The sequence below is a fragment of the Methylomonas sp. HW2-6 genome, assembly GCF_052474525.1.
Map to the genome: position 1 here is coordinate 1,085,168 of NZ_CP184124.1, position 14,461 is coordinate 1,099,628.

A 14,461-nucleotide genomic window follows, 5' to 3' on the forward strand; every position below is an offset into this window, starting at 1 on the left:
GTTTAAATCAGGTTCTTATTCTTTTCTGCGATTGCTTTCCAATCGATAGCGGCGGCTTCCGGTTTCCAAGTCACGGCAAAGCCGTTCGGATAACGGGTGTCCACGCTCGCTATCATGGCGATTTGCTCCTCGCCCAATAAATCCATGGTCTTCAAAAAACGCTGCATATTCTCCAGCGGCGCCTTGCGGCCCAATTGCATCTCCATGCCGTTGGCCAGTTTAATCCGCCAAGCCCGGCGTTCGTTGACGTGGAACTCGGCCAATTGCATCGATTTATCCTTCAACACGATGTAAACGCCCTTCATGATTTCCAGCAGCTTTTTCTCCTGGCCTTCCGGGCCGGTAATCAACGGCAGATTCTTGAATTCCTCGATGTTGTCCGGAACCAGCAAATCGCCTTGTTTGTTCAATAGTGCCGAGTTGCCCCAGCGCACCACCGGCTTTTGTTCGGTGATTTTGATGTGCACCGCGTCCGGCCACACCCGTTTTACGTCCACCTTGTCCACCAACGGCAAGGCTTTGATCGCCTGATGGATGGCCTGCATATCGGCGTGGTAGTAACCCTGCTTCATCTGCGGCGCCAAAACCTGCTTCAATCTGTCCTTGCTGGTGTATTGGAACGCACCTTCGATGCGTACGTAACGGATCGGTTGGCCGCGCAGGGCTCTCTCGCCGAATTGCTGCCAACTCCACCAGCCGGCCCCGGCCAATACCAGGACCACAATCAAAAATCTAAGCCGCACCGGCCGATCCCGCCACGCTGGTCTCCAGGATTCGCCAGACCAATTCCTCGAAACTGACGCCAACCGCCTTGGCCGCCATCGGCACCAGGCTGTGGTCGGTCATGCCCGGCACGGTATTGACCTCGATCAATTGCAGCCGGCCGCTGTCGTCGATGAAGGCATCGACCCGGCCCCAACCGGTGACGCCGACGGTCTGACAGGCTCTCAGCGCCAGGGCTTGCAATTCCCGCTCGCGCTCCGGGCTCAAGCCGCACGGACAATGGTATTGCGTGGTGTTGGCGCGGTATTTGGCGTCAAAGTCGTAAAACGTATGCGGCGTTTCCAGCCGGATCGCCGGCAGCGCCTCGCCGTCCAGCATGCCGATGGTGAATTCCTGGCCCTGGATCCATTGCTCGGCATAGACCTCGCAGCGGTACTGGCTGGCGATTTTCAACGCCGCCAGCAATTCCTCGCGGTTATGGGCTTTGCTCATACCGATGCTGGAGCCTTCCTGGGCCGGCTTGACGATCACCGGAAAACCCAGCGCGTTGATACAGGTATCGATGTCGTGCTCGCCGCTCAACAAAAACCAGCGCGGAGTCGGCAGGCCGGCGCCTTGCCAGCATAATTTGGTGCGCAGCTTGTCCATCGCCAAGGCCGAGGCCAGTACGCCGGAGCCGGTGTAAGGCAAGTTCAGCGTCGCCAATACCGCCTGCAACACGCCGTCTTCGCCGCCGCGGCCGTGGATGATGTTGAACACCCGGTCGAAGTTGCGTCCTGCCAGGGCATCGATCGGGCTGCCGGTCACGTCTATTGCGGTGGCATCGATGCCTTGGGCTTGCAAGGCCCGGTATACGGCGTTGCCGCTGTTCAACGATACTTCGCGCTCGGCGGCGGAACCGCCCATCATCACCGCGACCTTGCCGAATGCGGCGGGATCTTTAATCCGTAAGGGCCTCATGTTTTGTCACCTATCCGGCAAACTTCGGTCTGCAGACTGACGCCGAACTTGGTTTGCACTTGCGTTTGAATATGTTCGATCAGAGCTTCGATATCCGCCGAACTGGCGTTACCCTGATTCTCGATAAAATTGGCGTGTTTTTCCGATACCACGGCGCCGCCCACTGCAAAGCCTTTCAAGCCGCAGGCTTCGATCAGCCGCGCGGCGAAGTCGCCGGGCGGATTCTTGAACACCGAGCCGCAGGTCGGCTTGTTGGTCGGCTGGGTCGCGTTGCGTTTCTCCAACAGTGCCTTGATATGCTGCTGGCTGGCTTCGCTATTGCCTTTGACCAATTTCAGTTGCACCGACAGAAACCATTCGTCTTCCAGGCCTTTGACCGAGCGGTAGGCGACTTCGAACTCGCCGTGATCGCGCTCGATCACTTCGCCGCGGGCGTTGACCATTTCCACCCGGTCGACGATGCGCCAGGTCTCGCCGCCGAAAGCGCCGGCATTCATTTTCAGGGCGCCGCCCATCGTGCCGGGGATACCGGCCAAAAATTCGGCGCCGGTCAGGCCCAAATCGGCGCAAAAGCGGGCGACGTGGGCACACGGCACGCCGGCTTCGACGTAAACCCGTTCCGAGTCGATCAGCCGCATCTCTTTCAAGCGGTTGCGGGTGTTGATCACTGTGCCTTTGATGCCGCCGTCGCGCACCAGCAAATTGCTGCCCAGGCCCAGCCAATACAAAGGCTCGCCTTCCGGCAGTTCGGCAATGAACTCGATCAGGTCGGCCTTATTCTCCGGAATGTACATGTGCTGCGCCGGGCCGCCGACCCGCCAACTGGTGTATTTGGCCAGCGGCTCGTCGTTCAGCAAGGTGCCTTTCCAGCTCGCCGGTGCCATCACTCGCTTCCTCTCAGTTCGGCCAGCGCCTCGGCCAGCTTTTGCGGCAGTTCGGCGGCGATTTGGCCGACGTTGCCGGCGCCCATGGTCAGGATCACGTCGTCTTTTTCGACGATGCCGGCCAGGATGGTGGCCAAATCCTCGCGGTTTTGCACGAATACCGGATCGACTTGGCCGCGCACCCGAATCGAGCGGCTCAAGGCTTTGCCGTCGGCGCCGGTGATCGGAGCTTCTCCGGCCGAGTAAACGTCCAGCAAAATCAACACATCGACCCCGGACAGCACTTCGACGAAATCTTCGAACAGATCGCGGGTGCGGGTATAGCGGTGGGGTTGGAATACCACGACTTTACGCCGACTCGGCCAGGCTTGGCGCAAGGCTTCCAAAGTGGCGGCCAGTTCGCGCGGGTGATGGCCGTAGTCGTCGACCAAGGTCAGTTTGCCGTCGGCGAAATCGACGTCGCCGTTAATTTGGAAGCGGCGGCCGACGCCTTTGAATTCGGCCAAGCTTTTCACAATGGCGGCGTCGTCCACGCCCAGCGCGGTAGCGATCGTGGTCGCCGCCAGCGCATTCAACATGTTGTGCCAGCCGGGCAAATTCAATGTGACTTGCAGCGGCGGCAGGTTGCCCCAGCGCAGCACGGTGAAATGGGTGCGCAGACCGTCTTGTTTGATGTCGACGGCGCGGACGTCGGCATAACTGCTGACACCATAGGTTTTTACCGGTTTCGAAATGTTCGGCAGCACGTCGCAAACGCCGGGGTCGTCCACGCACATCACGGCCAGTCCGTAGAACGGCAACTGGTGCAAAAATTTCAGGAAGGTGTCCTTCAGCTTGCTGTAACTGCCGCCGTAGGTCTCCATGTGGTCCTGATCGATATTGGTCACAATCGCCATCATCGGCTGCAGGAACAGAAACGAGGCGTCGCTTTCGTCGGCTTCGGCCACCAAATACTTGCCCAGGCCCAATTTGGCATTGGCGCCGGCACTGTTCAGGCGGCCGCCGATGACGAAAGTGGGGTCCAGGCCGCCTTCGGCCAGCATCATCGTGGTCAAACTGGTGGTGGTAGTTTTACCGTGAGTGCCGGCGACGGCAATGCCGAAGCGGAAGCGCATCAGTTCGGCCAACATTTCTGCGCGCGGAATCACCGGAATCCGGTTTTCGTAGGCCCTGACCACTTCCGGGTTGGTTTTATCTACCGCAGTGGAGGTGACGACGACATCGACATCGGCGACGTTTTCGGCCTTATGTTCCAGATAGACTTTGACGCCCAGGTTTTGCAAACGGTCGGTGACCGGCGAGGCCTTGATGTCGGAGCCGGATACGGTGTAGCCCAAGTTGCTCAGCACTTCGGCGATGCCGCTCATACCGGTGCCGCCGATACCGACGAAATGGATTTTGTCGATGTCGCCCAAGGCCTGATTGGCGGCGGGAATATTGGGGCGGTTCATCGCGCGGCCTCCGCGTGAGGCGCGGCAATTGCCGCGCAAATGTCGGCCACGGTTTGGGTGGCAGCGAGTCTGGCCTTGGCTTTCGCCGCTCGACTCATGGAATCTAAGGATGTCATGGCTTGGGTAATGGTTTTACGCAGGTTTTCCGCGTTCAATTCGGGTTGCGGCAGCAGTAAAGCGGCGCCGGCGTCGGCTAAATATTTGGCGTTCGCGGTTTGGTGGTCGTCGATGGCATGCAACAACGGCACGAAGATCGCCGGCAATCCGGCCGCCGCGACTTCGCTGACTGTCATCGCGCCGGCGCGGCAGACGATCAAATCGGCCCACCGGTAAGCGGCGGCCATGTCGTCGATGAAGGCTGCTACTTCGGCGTTTAGGCTGGTAGAGCGGTAAGCGGCGGCTACCTCGGTTTGCATCGCGGCACCGGTCTGGTGCTTGATCTCCAGATTGGCCAATGTCGCCAAGGCGGCTGGCACGGTCTCGTTCAATACTTTGGCGCCCTGGCTGCCGCCGAGAACCAGTATGCGCAGGTTACGGCCGGCGTCCGGCGTCCATGCCTGTTTGTCCGGCAATGCGCTGAAGCCGCTGCGCAACGGGTTGCCGGTGCATTCGGCGCCGAGATTCGGCGCAAAACTGGCGGGAAAGGCTTCCAGAATTTTGGTTGCCGCCAGTTTGGCCAGCCAGCGGTTGGTGGTGCCGGGCACCCGGTTTTGTTCGTGGATTACCAGCGGAATGCGCAGGCTCTTAGCCATCAGACCGCCGGGGCCGGCGACGAAGCCGCCCATGCCCAAAACCACATCCGGCCGGCGCTCGCGCAAAATCCGTTTGGCTTGGCGGCAGGCTTGCACCAATTTGACGATACCGCCGACTTTGGCTAACAAGCCTTTGCCGCGCAGGCCGGCCACCACCAGCCAGTCGATATCGATGCCGGCGGCCGGTACCACTTTGGCTTCCAGACCGGTCTGGGTGCCGAGCCAACTCACTTGCCAGCCGCGCGCAGCCATTTCCTGGGCCACCGCCAATGCCGGAAATACGTGGCCGCCGGTACCGCCCGCCATGATCACAATGCGGCCGCTCATGCCAGTTTCCCCTTGACGTTGCTCTTGTTGTGTTCGGTCACTTCGTAATGAATCCGAAACAACACCGCCACCGCGCCGCACATCACGATCATACTGCCGCCGCCGTAACTCATCAGCGGCAGGGTCAGGCCTTTGGTGGGCAACATGCCCATGTTGACGCCCATATTGACGAAGGACTGAAAGCCGAACCAGATACCCAAGCCGTAAGCCGCGAGCGAGTTAAAACGCAGGCCGGCCTGTTCCGCTTGTTCGCCGATCGCAAACGCGCGCACCACCAGGGCGCTGAACAGCGCGATGATGACCAGTACGCCGACCAAGCCCAGTTCTTCACCGAGTACCGAGAATAAAAAGTCGGTATGAGCTTCGGGCAGATAAAACAATTTTTGCAGGCCGTTGCCCAGGCCGACGCCGAAGAACTCGCCGCGGCCGAACGAAATCAAGGCTTGCGTCAACTGGAAGCCGGTGTCCTTGGCGTCGGCCCACGGGTCGAGGAAACTGGTGACCCGCGCCAGCCGGTAAGGCGAGACGATCACCAACATGACTGCCAGGCCGGCGACCAGCGCCAGCAGGATGACGAATTGCGAAATCCGCGCCCCGCCCAGAAACATCATGCCCATCGCGATGATCAGAATCACGACGGCGGAGCCGAAGTCCGGCTCCAGCAGCAACAGTACGCAAGCCACCGAAAACAGCATCAGCGGTTTGACCAGGCCGAAGGCGGAACGGCGCACGTGTTCGGCGTGGCGGGTGACGTAGCCGGCCATGTAAATCACCGAAATCAGTTTGACCACCTCGGACACCTGAATCCGCAGACCCAAAATCGATAACCAACGGATACTGCCGTTGACTTTGACGCCGACGCCGGGAATCAGCACCACCAGTAGCAGCGCCAGACCGGCGATGAACAGGGTTTGCCCCATTTTTTCCCAGCTTCTCATCGGCACGTTCAAGATAAAGCCGGCAAAGGCCAAGCCGAAGGCGATGTGCGCCAATTGTTTGAACGGATAATGCGAAATGTCGTCGGCCATCTTCACACCCAGGTGCAGCGAAGACGACGTGACCATCATGAAGCCGATACCGAGCAGGGCGAAGCAGGCCAGCATCAGTACCGGATCGGTATGCAAGCGGCTTTGCCGAGGCTTCGCTGCGGGCGTAGGCTTCAACATGACGGCAGCTCCATCACCGCTTCGGCAAATTTGTTGCCGCGGTCGACGTAACTGCGGTATTGGTCGAGGCTGGCGCAGGCCGGCGACAACAATACGCTGTCGCCGGCATCGGCCAGACTGGCGGCGGTTTTGACCGCTTCTTTCATGTTGCCGGCGAATTTGACCGGTACGTAATCGTGCAAGGCATCGGCGATCAATTGCGCATCCTTGCCGATCAAGACCACGGCTTTGGTTTTCTCGCGCACGGCCGGTGCCAATTCGGCCATGTCGGCACCTTTGGCGTCGCCCCCGGCGATCAGTATCACTTTACGGTCGTAGCCTTGCAGCGCGGCGATACAGGCGCCGATGTTGGTGGCTTTGGAGTCGTTGATCCAGTTGATGCCGGCTTTTTCGGCCACCTTCTGCATCCGGTGCGGCAGGCCTTTGAAGTTGCGCAGCGCGGTGCACATCGCGGTCATACTCAAACCGATGGCGCTGCCCAAGGCCAATGCGGCCAAGGCGTTGGCCAGATTGTGCGAACCTTCCAGACGCAAGTGAGAGGCCGGCATCAATACTTGATCGCCGTGCATCAGATTGATGGTTTCGCCGCGTTGCAGATAGAAATCGGCGGTGCTTTGGATCGAAAACGTCAAGCTCGGCCGGTTGGTGTCGCGCATCGCCATGACCAGCGCATCGTCCGCATTCAAAACCATCGTGCCGTCGCCGCGGAATATGCGTTGCTTTTCGGCGGCGTAGGTTTCGATGCTGGCATGGCGATCCAGATGGTCCGGACTGACGTTCAGCACGGTGGAGGCTTTGGCGTTCAAGGCTCGGGTGCGTTCCAACTGGAAACTGGACAGCTCCAGCACGTATAAATCGGCGTCCTGTTGTAATAAGTCCAGCGCTGGCGTGCCCAGATTGCCGCCGATGGCGGTTTTCACTCCGGCGGCGTTGGCCATTTCGCCGAGCATGGTCGTCACCGTGCTTTTGCCGTTCGAACCGGTGATGCCGATGATCGGCTTATCGGTGGCGCAGGCGAACAAATCGATGTCGCTGATGACTTTTACTCCGGCCTGCACGGCTTTGTGAATCGCGGTTTCGTGCAGCGATACGCCGGGACTGACGAGCAAGTGAGTGGCGACATCCAGCGCGGATTGATCGAAGCCGCCGGAAAACACGGGCACGTCCGGCATTTGTTCGCGCAGATTGTCGATCAACGGCGGTTGCTTGCGGCTGTCGACTACGGCGAACCGGATCGGGGTTTTTTGCAAAAATTGCGCGGCCGAATAGCCGGTCGCGCCCAGGCCGACGATCAGCAGTCGAGCGTTGGCCGGATCCAGTTGAAAATGGCGTTCCAGATTGGCGAGTAATTGTGCGGTATCCATGGCTATCTCAGTTTCAATGTCGCCAGGCCGATCAGGACCAAAATGACCGAAACGATCCAGAAGCGGACGATAATGCGCGGCTCGGGCCAGCCTTTCAATTCGTAATGATGGTGAATCGGGGCCATCAGAAATACCCGTTTTTTGCGGGTTTTATAGGAGGCGACCTGAATGATCACCGAAATGGTTTCGACCACAAAAATGCCGCCCATAATCACCAAAACGATTTCCTGGCGGACCAGCACGGCGACGATGCCCAGCGCGGCGCCCAATGCCAACGCGCCGACGTCGCCCATGAATACCATGGCCGGATAGGCGTTGAACCAGAGAAAGCCGAGGCCGGAGCCGATCAGCGCGGCGCAGAACACCACCAATTCGCCGGATTTGGGGATATGCGGTATTTGCAGATATTGGGCGAAATTGGCGTGGCCGGACAGATAGGCGAAGATCGCCAATGCGGCTGCGATCATCACGGTAGGCATGATCGCCAGGCCGTCGAGGCCGTCGGTCAAGTTCACCGCGTTACTGGAGCCGACGATGACGAAATAGGTCAACACGATGTACATCCAGCCCATGTCCAGCGTCACGTTTTTGAAAAACGGCACGATGAATTGGGTTTCGGCAGCGACTTGAGCGGTGCTGTACAAGTAGATGCCGGCACCCAGTGCGACCACCGACTGCCAGAAATATTTGGCTTTGGCCGACAGGCCGACGCTGTTGCCGAGCAGCACTTTCTTGTAATCGTCGATAAAACCGATGACGCCGTGCGCCAGCGTCACCAACAAAACCACCCAGATGTAACGATTGCTCAGATCGGCGCAGAGCAGGGTGCTGATCGCCACCGCGAACAGAATCATCGCCCCGCCCATGGTCGGGGTGCCCGATTTGGAGAAATGGCTTTGCGGACCGTCGTCGCGCACGCTTTGGCCGATTTTTCTGCGGGTCAGCTTTTCGATCACCATCGGGCCGCTCAGCAGCGAAATCGCCAAAGCGGTCAACACGCCCAGGATGGCGCGAAAGGTCAGGTAGTGTAAGACCCGGAAGCCGCTGTCGATACTGCTTAAAAAGTCTGCGAGTAAAAGTAACATTATGCCGCTCTAAAATTGTCGACCAGCGCCGCCACCACGTTTTCCATTTTTTGGGCGCGCGAGCCTTTAACCAGTAAAGTTTCCCCGCCGCTCAGTTCCGCGGTCAGGTCTGCAATCAATTGTTCCTGCGTGTCGTAATAACGCGCGCCGGCGCCGAAGCCGGCGACGCTGTGGCGGGCCAATTCGCCGGTGGCGAACAGGCGCTTGGCACCCATGGCTTTGACCAGTTCGCCCATCTCACGGTGTATTGCCGGACTATCCGGACCCAATTCGCCGAATGCGCCCAAAGCGACCCAGAGCTCGGTCTGGCTGCAGCCGTCGATGGCTTCCAAAGCGGCGCGCAGCGAACTCGGATTGGCGTTGTAGGTGTCGTCGACCACGATGTTGTTGCGGCGGCCGCGTAACGGCTGCATCCGGCCGACCACCGGCCGCAAGCCTTCCAGACCGGCTTTGATCGCGTCGAGCGCGATGTCGAATTGCCGCGCAACCGCCGCCGCTGCCAACGCGTTTTTGACGTTGTGGGCGCCGGCCAGATTCAAGCGGATAGTGATGCTCTCGCCGCCGGCTTGCAACTGGAAGCGGGTGGCGAAGCCGTCGGCATCAAGGCCGGTTTCGATTTGCTCGGCGCGTACGTCGGAAGCAGGATGGAAGCCGAAACTAACCGATTTGCGCAGGCCGGCCAGGGTGAGCCAGAAGTCGTAGAAGGCGTCGTCTCGATTCAACACCGCAACGCTTTCCGGGCTCAGGCTTTCGATGATCTCGCCCTTGGTTTTGGCCACGCCGTTCAGGTCGCCGAAACCCTCGATATGCGCCGCACCGACGTTATTGATCACGCTGACGTCGGCTTGGGCATAACGGCTGGTATAGGCGATTTCGCCGATGTGGTTGGCGCCCATCTCAATCACGGCATAGCGGTGGCCGGCATCGAGTTTCAGCAAAGTTAGCGGGACACCGATGTCGTTGTTCAAATTGCCTTGAGTCGATAAGGTGGGGCCTTGGGTAGCGAAAATCGCCGCGATCATTTCTTTGACCGTGGTTTTGCCGTTGCTGCCGGTGACGCCGGCAACTTTGACCGGCAATTGCCGGCGCCAGTAGCCGGCCAATTCGGCCAGCGCCAGGTGGCTGTTGTCGACCACGATTTGCGGTAGATCGGATGCGCAGGCGCGTTCTACCAGCAGCGCCGCGGCGCCGGCCTGTTGCGCTTGCTCGATAAAATCGTGGCCGTCGAAATTCTTGCCTTTCAAGGCCAGGTAAAGTTCGCCGGGTTTGAGCGTGCGGGTGTCGATGCTGACCGACTCGACGCTGCGGTCGGTTCCGGTCAGAGTGCCGTTGACGGCTCGGGCGATTTCGCTGAGCAGCATCTTCATGGTTTGCGCCACTCCGCCAAGGTTTTTTCCACCAGCGCGCTATCGCTGAACGGCCATTTTACGCCGGCGATTTCCTGGTAATCTTCGTGGCCCTTGCCGGCGATCAGTACGCAATCGTCGGGAGCTGATTGTTGTATGGCTGTGTTTATGGCCGTGGCCCTGTCGTTAATAACGGTTACTTTATCGCTACGGCAGCCCGCCAAAATGTCGGCGACGATGGCGGCCGGAGCTTCGCTTCGCGGATTGTCGTCGGTGACGATGACCTGATCCGCCCAGGTCTCGGCAATCCGGCCCATTTCCGGGCGTTTGCCTTTGTCGCGGTCGCCGCCGCAGCCGAACACCAGTTGCAACCGACTGTTGCCTTTGATGGCTTTCAAAACTTTTTCCAAGGCATCCGGGCTGTGGGCATAGTCCACGAACACGGTCGGTTTGCCCTGGCCGCCGAATTTTTCCATGCGGCCGGCAATGGCAGTTAGTGAGGCCAAGCGTGCTACGGCGGTTTCGAAACCAATGCCCTGGGCCAGCAATACGCACAGCACCGCCAGCAGATTTTCCAGATTGAAACTGCCGGCAATGCCGCTGGCGGCGGTTAGCCGTTTACCGCGCCAAACCGCGTCGAATTCGATGCCGGCGGCGCTAAATTTTGCATTTTCGGCCGTCACGCATTCGCAGCCCGGAAGCGTTCGTCCGCTGGCGCTGAAGGTCCACACCTGGACACCCTGGCCGATACTGTCCAATACCTGTGCGCTGCTGGCGTCATCCAAATTGATAGCGGCAAATTTCAAGCCCGGCGTCTTGAACAAGGCCAGCTTGGCTTGCAGATAGCTCTGCATATCGCCGTGATAATCCAGATGGTCCCGGCTCAAATTGGTGAATACCGCGCCCTTGAATTGCACGGCATTGACCCGGCCTTGCTGCAATCCATGCGAGGACACTTCCATGGCGACTGCGCGTTTGCCTTGGGCCGCCAATTCGGACAAGATCCGTTGTACGTCCAGCGCATCCGGGGTTGTATTTGCGGTCGGCTGTAACTTGCCGAATTCGCCCCAACCCAGCGTGCCGATCACGCCGCAATCGGGCAGCGCCTGCGCGAGCAGTTGGCTGCAGGTGGTTTTGCCGTTGGTGCCGGTGACTCCGATCACATCCAACTGCGCCGAAGGCCGGCCGTAAAACCGGGCGGCGATCTCGCCCAGACTGTCCGCCAATCCGGCAACGGCAAACAGCGGCGCAGCGAGCGGAGTCTGTAAGTGGGACGCACTCTGCTGCGGTTCGAATACTACGGCTTTGGCGCCGCGGCTGACCGCCTGCGCGGCATGGGTCAGGCCGTGTTGCCGGGAGCCGTTCAGGGCGATGAATACGTCGCCTGCGCGCGTGCAACGGCTATCCAGGCTCAAGCCGGTTATCTCCGCGTCCGTAGCTATATCAGTTAGTCCGTTCAGCAATTCGCTCAGCTTCATCGTTTGCTCAACAGTAAGTGCATGTTTTCCATGCCGTCCGGCTCCACGCCGTAAACTCGTAATGCTCCGGCCATGACCCGCGAGAAGGCCGGTGCGGCAACCAAACCGCCGTAATATTGGCCGCTGGTCGGCTCGTCAACCACGATCGCGATAATAAATCGCGGGTTACTGGCCGGCGCCATGCCGACGAATACCGATAAATATTTGTCGTCGGCGTAACCGCCGGCGGTGGCTTTTTTCACGGTGCCGGTTTTGCCGGCCACCCGGTAACCTTCGACTCTGGCTTGATAGGCCGTGCCTTCCTTGCTGATCACGTGCTCCAGCATTTCCCGGACTTTTCTGGCTGTCTCCGGCTTAAACACCCGTTGTGCGTCCGGATCTTCGTCGCGCTTCAATAGGGTCACCGAATGAATGATGCCGTCGTCGGCCAAGGCGGTATAGGCCCGGGCCAGTTGTAAAATCGAGGTGGATACCCCGTAACCGAACGATAAAATCGCTTGGTCGAATTCGTGCCAGCCTTGATAGTCGAGCAACGAGCCGCTGGCCTCGCCGGGGAAGCCGACGCCGGCCGAGGTGCCGAAGCCCAGTTTGTTGTAAACCCCCCAGAAATACTCCGGCGGCATGGTCATCGCGATCTGGGTCACCGCGATGTTGCTGGATTTTTGCAACACGTGGGTCAAATCCATCGTGCCGTAGTTATGCACGTCTTTGACCACGTTGCGGCCCAGGTGGTAAACGCCGTGGGTCTCGATCATCACATTCGGGTGGATATAGCCGCCGTCCAGCGCCGCCGCGATCACGAACGGTTTTACGGTCGAGCCGGGTTCGAAGCTGTCGACGATGGCCCGGTTGCGGTAACGGTTGCTGCTCAGTTCTTTCCGGTTGTTCGGGTTGAACGCCGGCTGGCTGACGCTGGCCAATACGTCGCCGTTTTTGGCATCCAATACCACCAGTGAGGCTGAATGCGCCTTGTTCTGGATTACTGCGTTCTGCAATTCCCGGTAAGCCAGGTATTGCAAGCGCTCGTCTATCGTCAGAATCAGGTCGCGGCCCGGCACCGCTGCTTCGATGTTTTCTACGTCTTTGATGATCTGGCCTTTGCCGTCTTTGATCACCCGTTTTTTGCCCGGTTGGCCGCGCAATATATGTTCGTAACCGTGTTCGATGCCTTCCTGGCCGATATCGTCGATATTGGTAAAGCCCAGCAAATGGCCGGAGACTGCCCCGGCAGGGTAATACCGCTTGAATTCGCGCTCGAAATAGACGCCGGTGATTTCCAGATCTTTAACTTTTTCGGCGATATCCGGATTAATCTGCCGGCGCAAATAGACAAAGCGCTTGTTGGCGTCTTTTTCTTTTTTCAACAGCGAGCGCAGCTCTTTTTCCGGGAAACCGAGGATTCTCGCCATCGGTGTCAGCTTGTCCTGTTCGCTGTCTTTCAATTGCCGTGGATTGACCCAGATCGATTGCACCGGGGTACTGATTGCCAACGGTTCGCCGTTACGGTCCTTGATCTGGCCGCGGTATGCCGACACCGACACGACGCCGATGTGTTGCATGTCGCCTTTATCCTGTAAAAAATCCTTGTCCAGGATTTGCAGATAAACCGCGCGGCCAACCAAGGCAGTCATCGCCAGCATCATTGTCGACAACAGCAGTTTTCGCCGTATCGGAAAATCGGTATTAAGGCGCGGTGCTGGGGCAGAACCGGTAAAAATTCGCATTACGGCTTGATGTAAATTATTTTGTCCTGCGGCGGCAAAGTCAGCATCAATCGCGACCTGGCCTCGACTTCAACTCGGTTTTCTTCGGTCAGCGTCGTCAATTCGAGCTGTAACCGTCCCCATTCGACTTCGTAATCGTCGAGTTCCTTTTCCTTTTTTTGGATCTCGATAAACAGCAGCCGCGATTGGTATTTGCTGTAAATCACCGCGATGCCGGATATAAGCAACACCGCTACCAGTATTGTCAGCAGGATGTTTCGAGCAAATATCATCAACGCTTCTCCGCGACTCGCATTACCGCGCTACGCGCTCTGGGGTTATCGCGCAATTCCTGCGCTTGGGCGCGTATCGATTTACCGATTTTGCGTAATTGCCCTTGTTCTATGTCCCGTTCTCTGACCGGCAATCTGCCGGGATCGGTTTTCGCCCCCGATTGGTCCCGAATAAACCGTTTGACGATCCTGTCTTCCAAAGAGTGAAACGAAATCACTACCAGTCGTCCGCCCGGCGCCAGTACCTCCAGCGCTTGCTGCAAACCTGCCTTGATCTGTTCCAGCTCCTGATTGATTTCGATCCTGATCGCCTGAAAGCTGCGTGTGGCAGGATGTTTGTGCTTGTCGCGAAACGGCACGCTTTGTTCAATCAATCTCGCCAGTTCCAGAGTGGTCGTGACCGGGGCCTGTTGGCGCTGGCCGACGATCGCCCGGGCGATGCGCTTGGCAAACCGTTCTTCGCCATATTCGAATAAAATCCGGACCAATTCCGGTTCGTCAACGCTAGCCAGGTACTCGGCAGCCGACAGTCCGCGTCCGGTGTCCATACGCATATCCAGCGGTCCGTCGCGTAAAAAACTGAAGCCGCGTTCGGCAATATCCAGTTGCGGCGACGATACGCCCAAGTCCATCAATATGCCGTCGATCTTGCCGGCGTATCCGTTACGTCTGGTTACTTCCGCCAATTCGGCAAAACTGGCATGACGTAATTCGAATCTGGGGTCCTGACGTAAACTCTCTGCCTCTTGGCTGTCAATCGCATCCGCGTCTCTATCCAGTGCCAACAACCGGCCCGATTCGCTCAGCTCGGCCAAAATGCCACGACTATGACCGCCCCGGCCGAAAGTGCAATCCAGATAGAGGCCGTCCGGTTTTATCGCGAGTTGCTCAAGCGCTTCCGCGTATAAAACGGTTTGGTGTGCCGGCAT

The 14,461-nt window shown here is 58.7% G+C and carries 13 protein-coding genes; all 13 read right to left on the reverse strand.

What is annotated here, in order from left to right; all coding sequences use genetic code 11:
* Positions 1-2: 2 nt before the first annotated feature.
* Genes ACH518_RS06010 through rsmH form a run of 13 tightly spaced genes read right to left on the reverse strand, consistent with a single transcriptional unit; the run spans position 3 to position 14,461 of the window.
* Positions 3-743, reverse strand: a complete 741-nt coding sequence (locus ACH518_RS06010) for a cell division protein FtsQ/DivIB (RefSeq protein ID WP_445372239.1) — start codon at positions 741-743, stop codon at positions 3-5.
* On the reverse strand, positions 733-1,683 hold the full coding sequence (locus ACH518_RS06015) for a D-alanine--D-alanine ligase (RefSeq protein ID WP_445372240.1): 951 nt from the start codon (positions 1,681-1,683) through the stop codon (positions 733-735). Before ACH518_RS06015 ends, ACH518_RS06010 begins: the two co-directional genes overlap by 11 nt.
* Positions 1,680-2,567: a UDP-N-acetylmuramate dehydrogenase gene (gene murB, locus ACH518_RS06020; protein ID WP_445372241.1), complete on the reverse strand. Its 888-nt coding sequence runs from the start codon at positions 2,565-2,567 to the stop codon at positions 1,680-1,682. Before murB ends, ACH518_RS06015 begins: the two co-directional genes overlap by 4 nt.
* Positions 2,567-4,018 (reverse strand): UDP-N-acetylmuramate--L-alanine ligase, encoded by a 1,452-nt coding sequence (gene murC, locus ACH518_RS06025; protein WP_445372242.1) that lies wholly within the window; start codon positions 4,016-4,018, stop codon positions 2,567-2,569. The genes murB and murC overlap by 1 nt, the downstream gene beginning before the upstream one ends.
* Positions 4,015-5,097 (reverse strand): undecaprenyldiphospho-muramoylpentapeptide beta-N-acetylglucosaminyltransferase, encoded by a 1,083-nt coding sequence (murG, locus tag ACH518_RS06030; protein ID WP_445372243.1) that lies wholly within the window; start codon positions 5,095-5,097, stop codon positions 4,015-4,017. Before murG ends, murC begins: the two co-directional genes overlap by 4 nt.
* The gene (ftsW, locus tag ACH518_RS06035; protein WP_445372244.1) at positions 5,094-6,263 is read right to left on the reverse strand and encodes a putative lipid II flippase FtsW; all 1,170 of its coding nucleotides are present in this window, start codon (positions 6,261-6,263) and stop codon (positions 5,094-5,096) included. Before ftsW ends, murG begins: the two co-directional genes overlap by 4 nt.
* Complete coding sequence (gene murD, locus ACH518_RS06040) at positions 6,257-7,627, reverse strand: UDP-N-acetylmuramoyl-L-alanine--D-glutamate ligase (protein WP_445372245.1); 1,371 nt, start codon at positions 7,625-7,627, stop codon at positions 6,257-6,259. Before murD ends, ftsW begins: the two co-directional genes overlap by 7 nt.
* Before the next feature lie 2 nt (positions 7,628-7,629).
* On the reverse strand, positions 7,630-8,712 hold the full coding sequence (gene mraY / locus ACH518_RS06045) for a phospho-N-acetylmuramoyl-pentapeptide-transferase (protein ID WP_140914077.1): 1,083 nt from the start codon (positions 8,710-8,712) through the stop codon (positions 7,630-7,632).
* Positions 8,712-10,079 carry a UDP-N-acetylmuramoyl-tripeptide--D-alanyl-D-alanine ligase gene (locus ACH518_RS06050; protein WP_445372246.1) on the reverse strand — a complete coding sequence of 456 codons (1,368 nt, stop codon included), beginning with the start codon at positions 10,077-10,079 and terminating at the stop codon, positions 8,712-8,714. The genes mraY and ACH518_RS06050 overlap by 1 nt, the downstream gene beginning before the upstream one ends.
* Positions 10,076-11,536, reverse strand: a complete 1,461-nt coding sequence (locus ACH518_RS06055; RefSeq protein WP_445372247.1) for a UDP-N-acetylmuramoyl-L-alanyl-D-glutamate--2,6-diaminopimelate ligase — start codon at positions 11,534-11,536, stop codon at positions 10,076-10,078. The genes ACH518_RS06050 and ACH518_RS06055 overlap by 4 nt, the downstream gene beginning before the upstream one ends.
* The gene (locus ACH518_RS06060; protein ID WP_278209787.1) at positions 11,533-13,260 is read right to left on the reverse strand and encodes a peptidoglycan D,D-transpeptidase FtsI family protein; all 1,728 of its coding nucleotides are present in this window, start codon (positions 13,258-13,260) and stop codon (positions 11,533-11,535) included. The genes ACH518_RS06055 and ACH518_RS06060 overlap by 4 nt, the downstream gene beginning before the upstream one ends.
* Positions 13,260-13,532 (reverse strand): cell division protein FtsL, encoded by a 273-nt coding sequence (gene ftsL, locus ACH518_RS06065; protein ID WP_140914073.1) that lies wholly within the window; start codon positions 13,530-13,532, stop codon positions 13,260-13,262. Before ftsL ends, ACH518_RS06060 begins: the two co-directional genes overlap by 1 nt.
* Positions 13,532-14,461 carry a 16S rRNA (cytosine(1402)-N(4))-methyltransferase RsmH gene (rsmH, locus tag ACH518_RS06070; RefSeq protein ID WP_445372248.1) on the reverse strand — a complete coding sequence of 310 codons (930 nt, stop codon included), beginning with the start codon at positions 14,459-14,461 and terminating at the stop codon, positions 13,532-13,534. Before rsmH ends, ftsL begins: the two co-directional genes overlap by 1 nt.

Bases quoted from the DNA above. Each gene is read 5' to 3' on its own strand.
- rsmH (WP_445372248.1), bottom strand. From the start codon at position 14,461: ATGCCGGCACACCAAACCGTTTTATACGCGGAAGCGCTTGAGCAACTC.
- ACH518_RS06015 (WP_445372240.1), bottom strand. From the start codon at position 1,683: ATGAGGCCCTTACGGATTAAAGATCCCGCCGCATTCGGCAAGGTCGCG.
- murB (WP_445372241.1), bottom strand. From the start codon at position 2,567: ATGGCACCGGCGAGCTGGAAAGGCACCTTGCTGAACGACGAGCCGCTG.
- murG (WP_445372243.1), bottom strand. From the start codon at position 5,097: ATGAGCGGCCGCATTGTGATCATGGCGGGCGGTACCGGCGGCCACGTA.
- ACH518_RS06055 (WP_445372247.1), bottom strand. From the start codon at position 11,536: ATGAAGCTGAGCGAATTGCTGAACGGACTAACTGATATAGCTACGGAC.
- murC (WP_445372242.1), bottom strand. From the start codon at position 4,018: ATGAACCGCCCCAATATTCCCGCCGCCAATCAGGCCTTGGGCGACATC.
- ftsW (WP_445372244.1), bottom strand. From the start codon at position 6,263: ATGTTGAAGCCTACGCCCGCAGCGAAGCCTCGGCAAAGCCGCTTGCAT.
- ACH518_RS06060 (WP_278209787.1), bottom strand. From the start codon at position 13,260: ATGCGAATTTTTACCGGTTCTGCCCCAGCACCGCGCCTTAATACCGAT.
- mraY (WP_140914077.1), bottom strand. From the start codon at position 8,712: ATGTTACTTTTACTCGCAGACTTTTTAAGCAGTATCGACAGCGGCTTC.
- murD (WP_445372245.1), bottom strand. From the start codon at position 7,627: ATGGATACCGCACAATTACTCGCCAATCTGGAACGCCATTTTCAACTG.
- ftsL (WP_140914073.1), bottom strand. From the start codon at position 13,532: ATGATATTTGCTCGAAACATCCTGCTGACAATACTGGTAGCGGTGTTG.
- ACH518_RS06050 (WP_445372246.1), bottom strand. From the start codon at position 10,079: ATGAAGATGCTGCTCAGCGAAATCGCCCGAGCCGTCAACGGCACTCTG.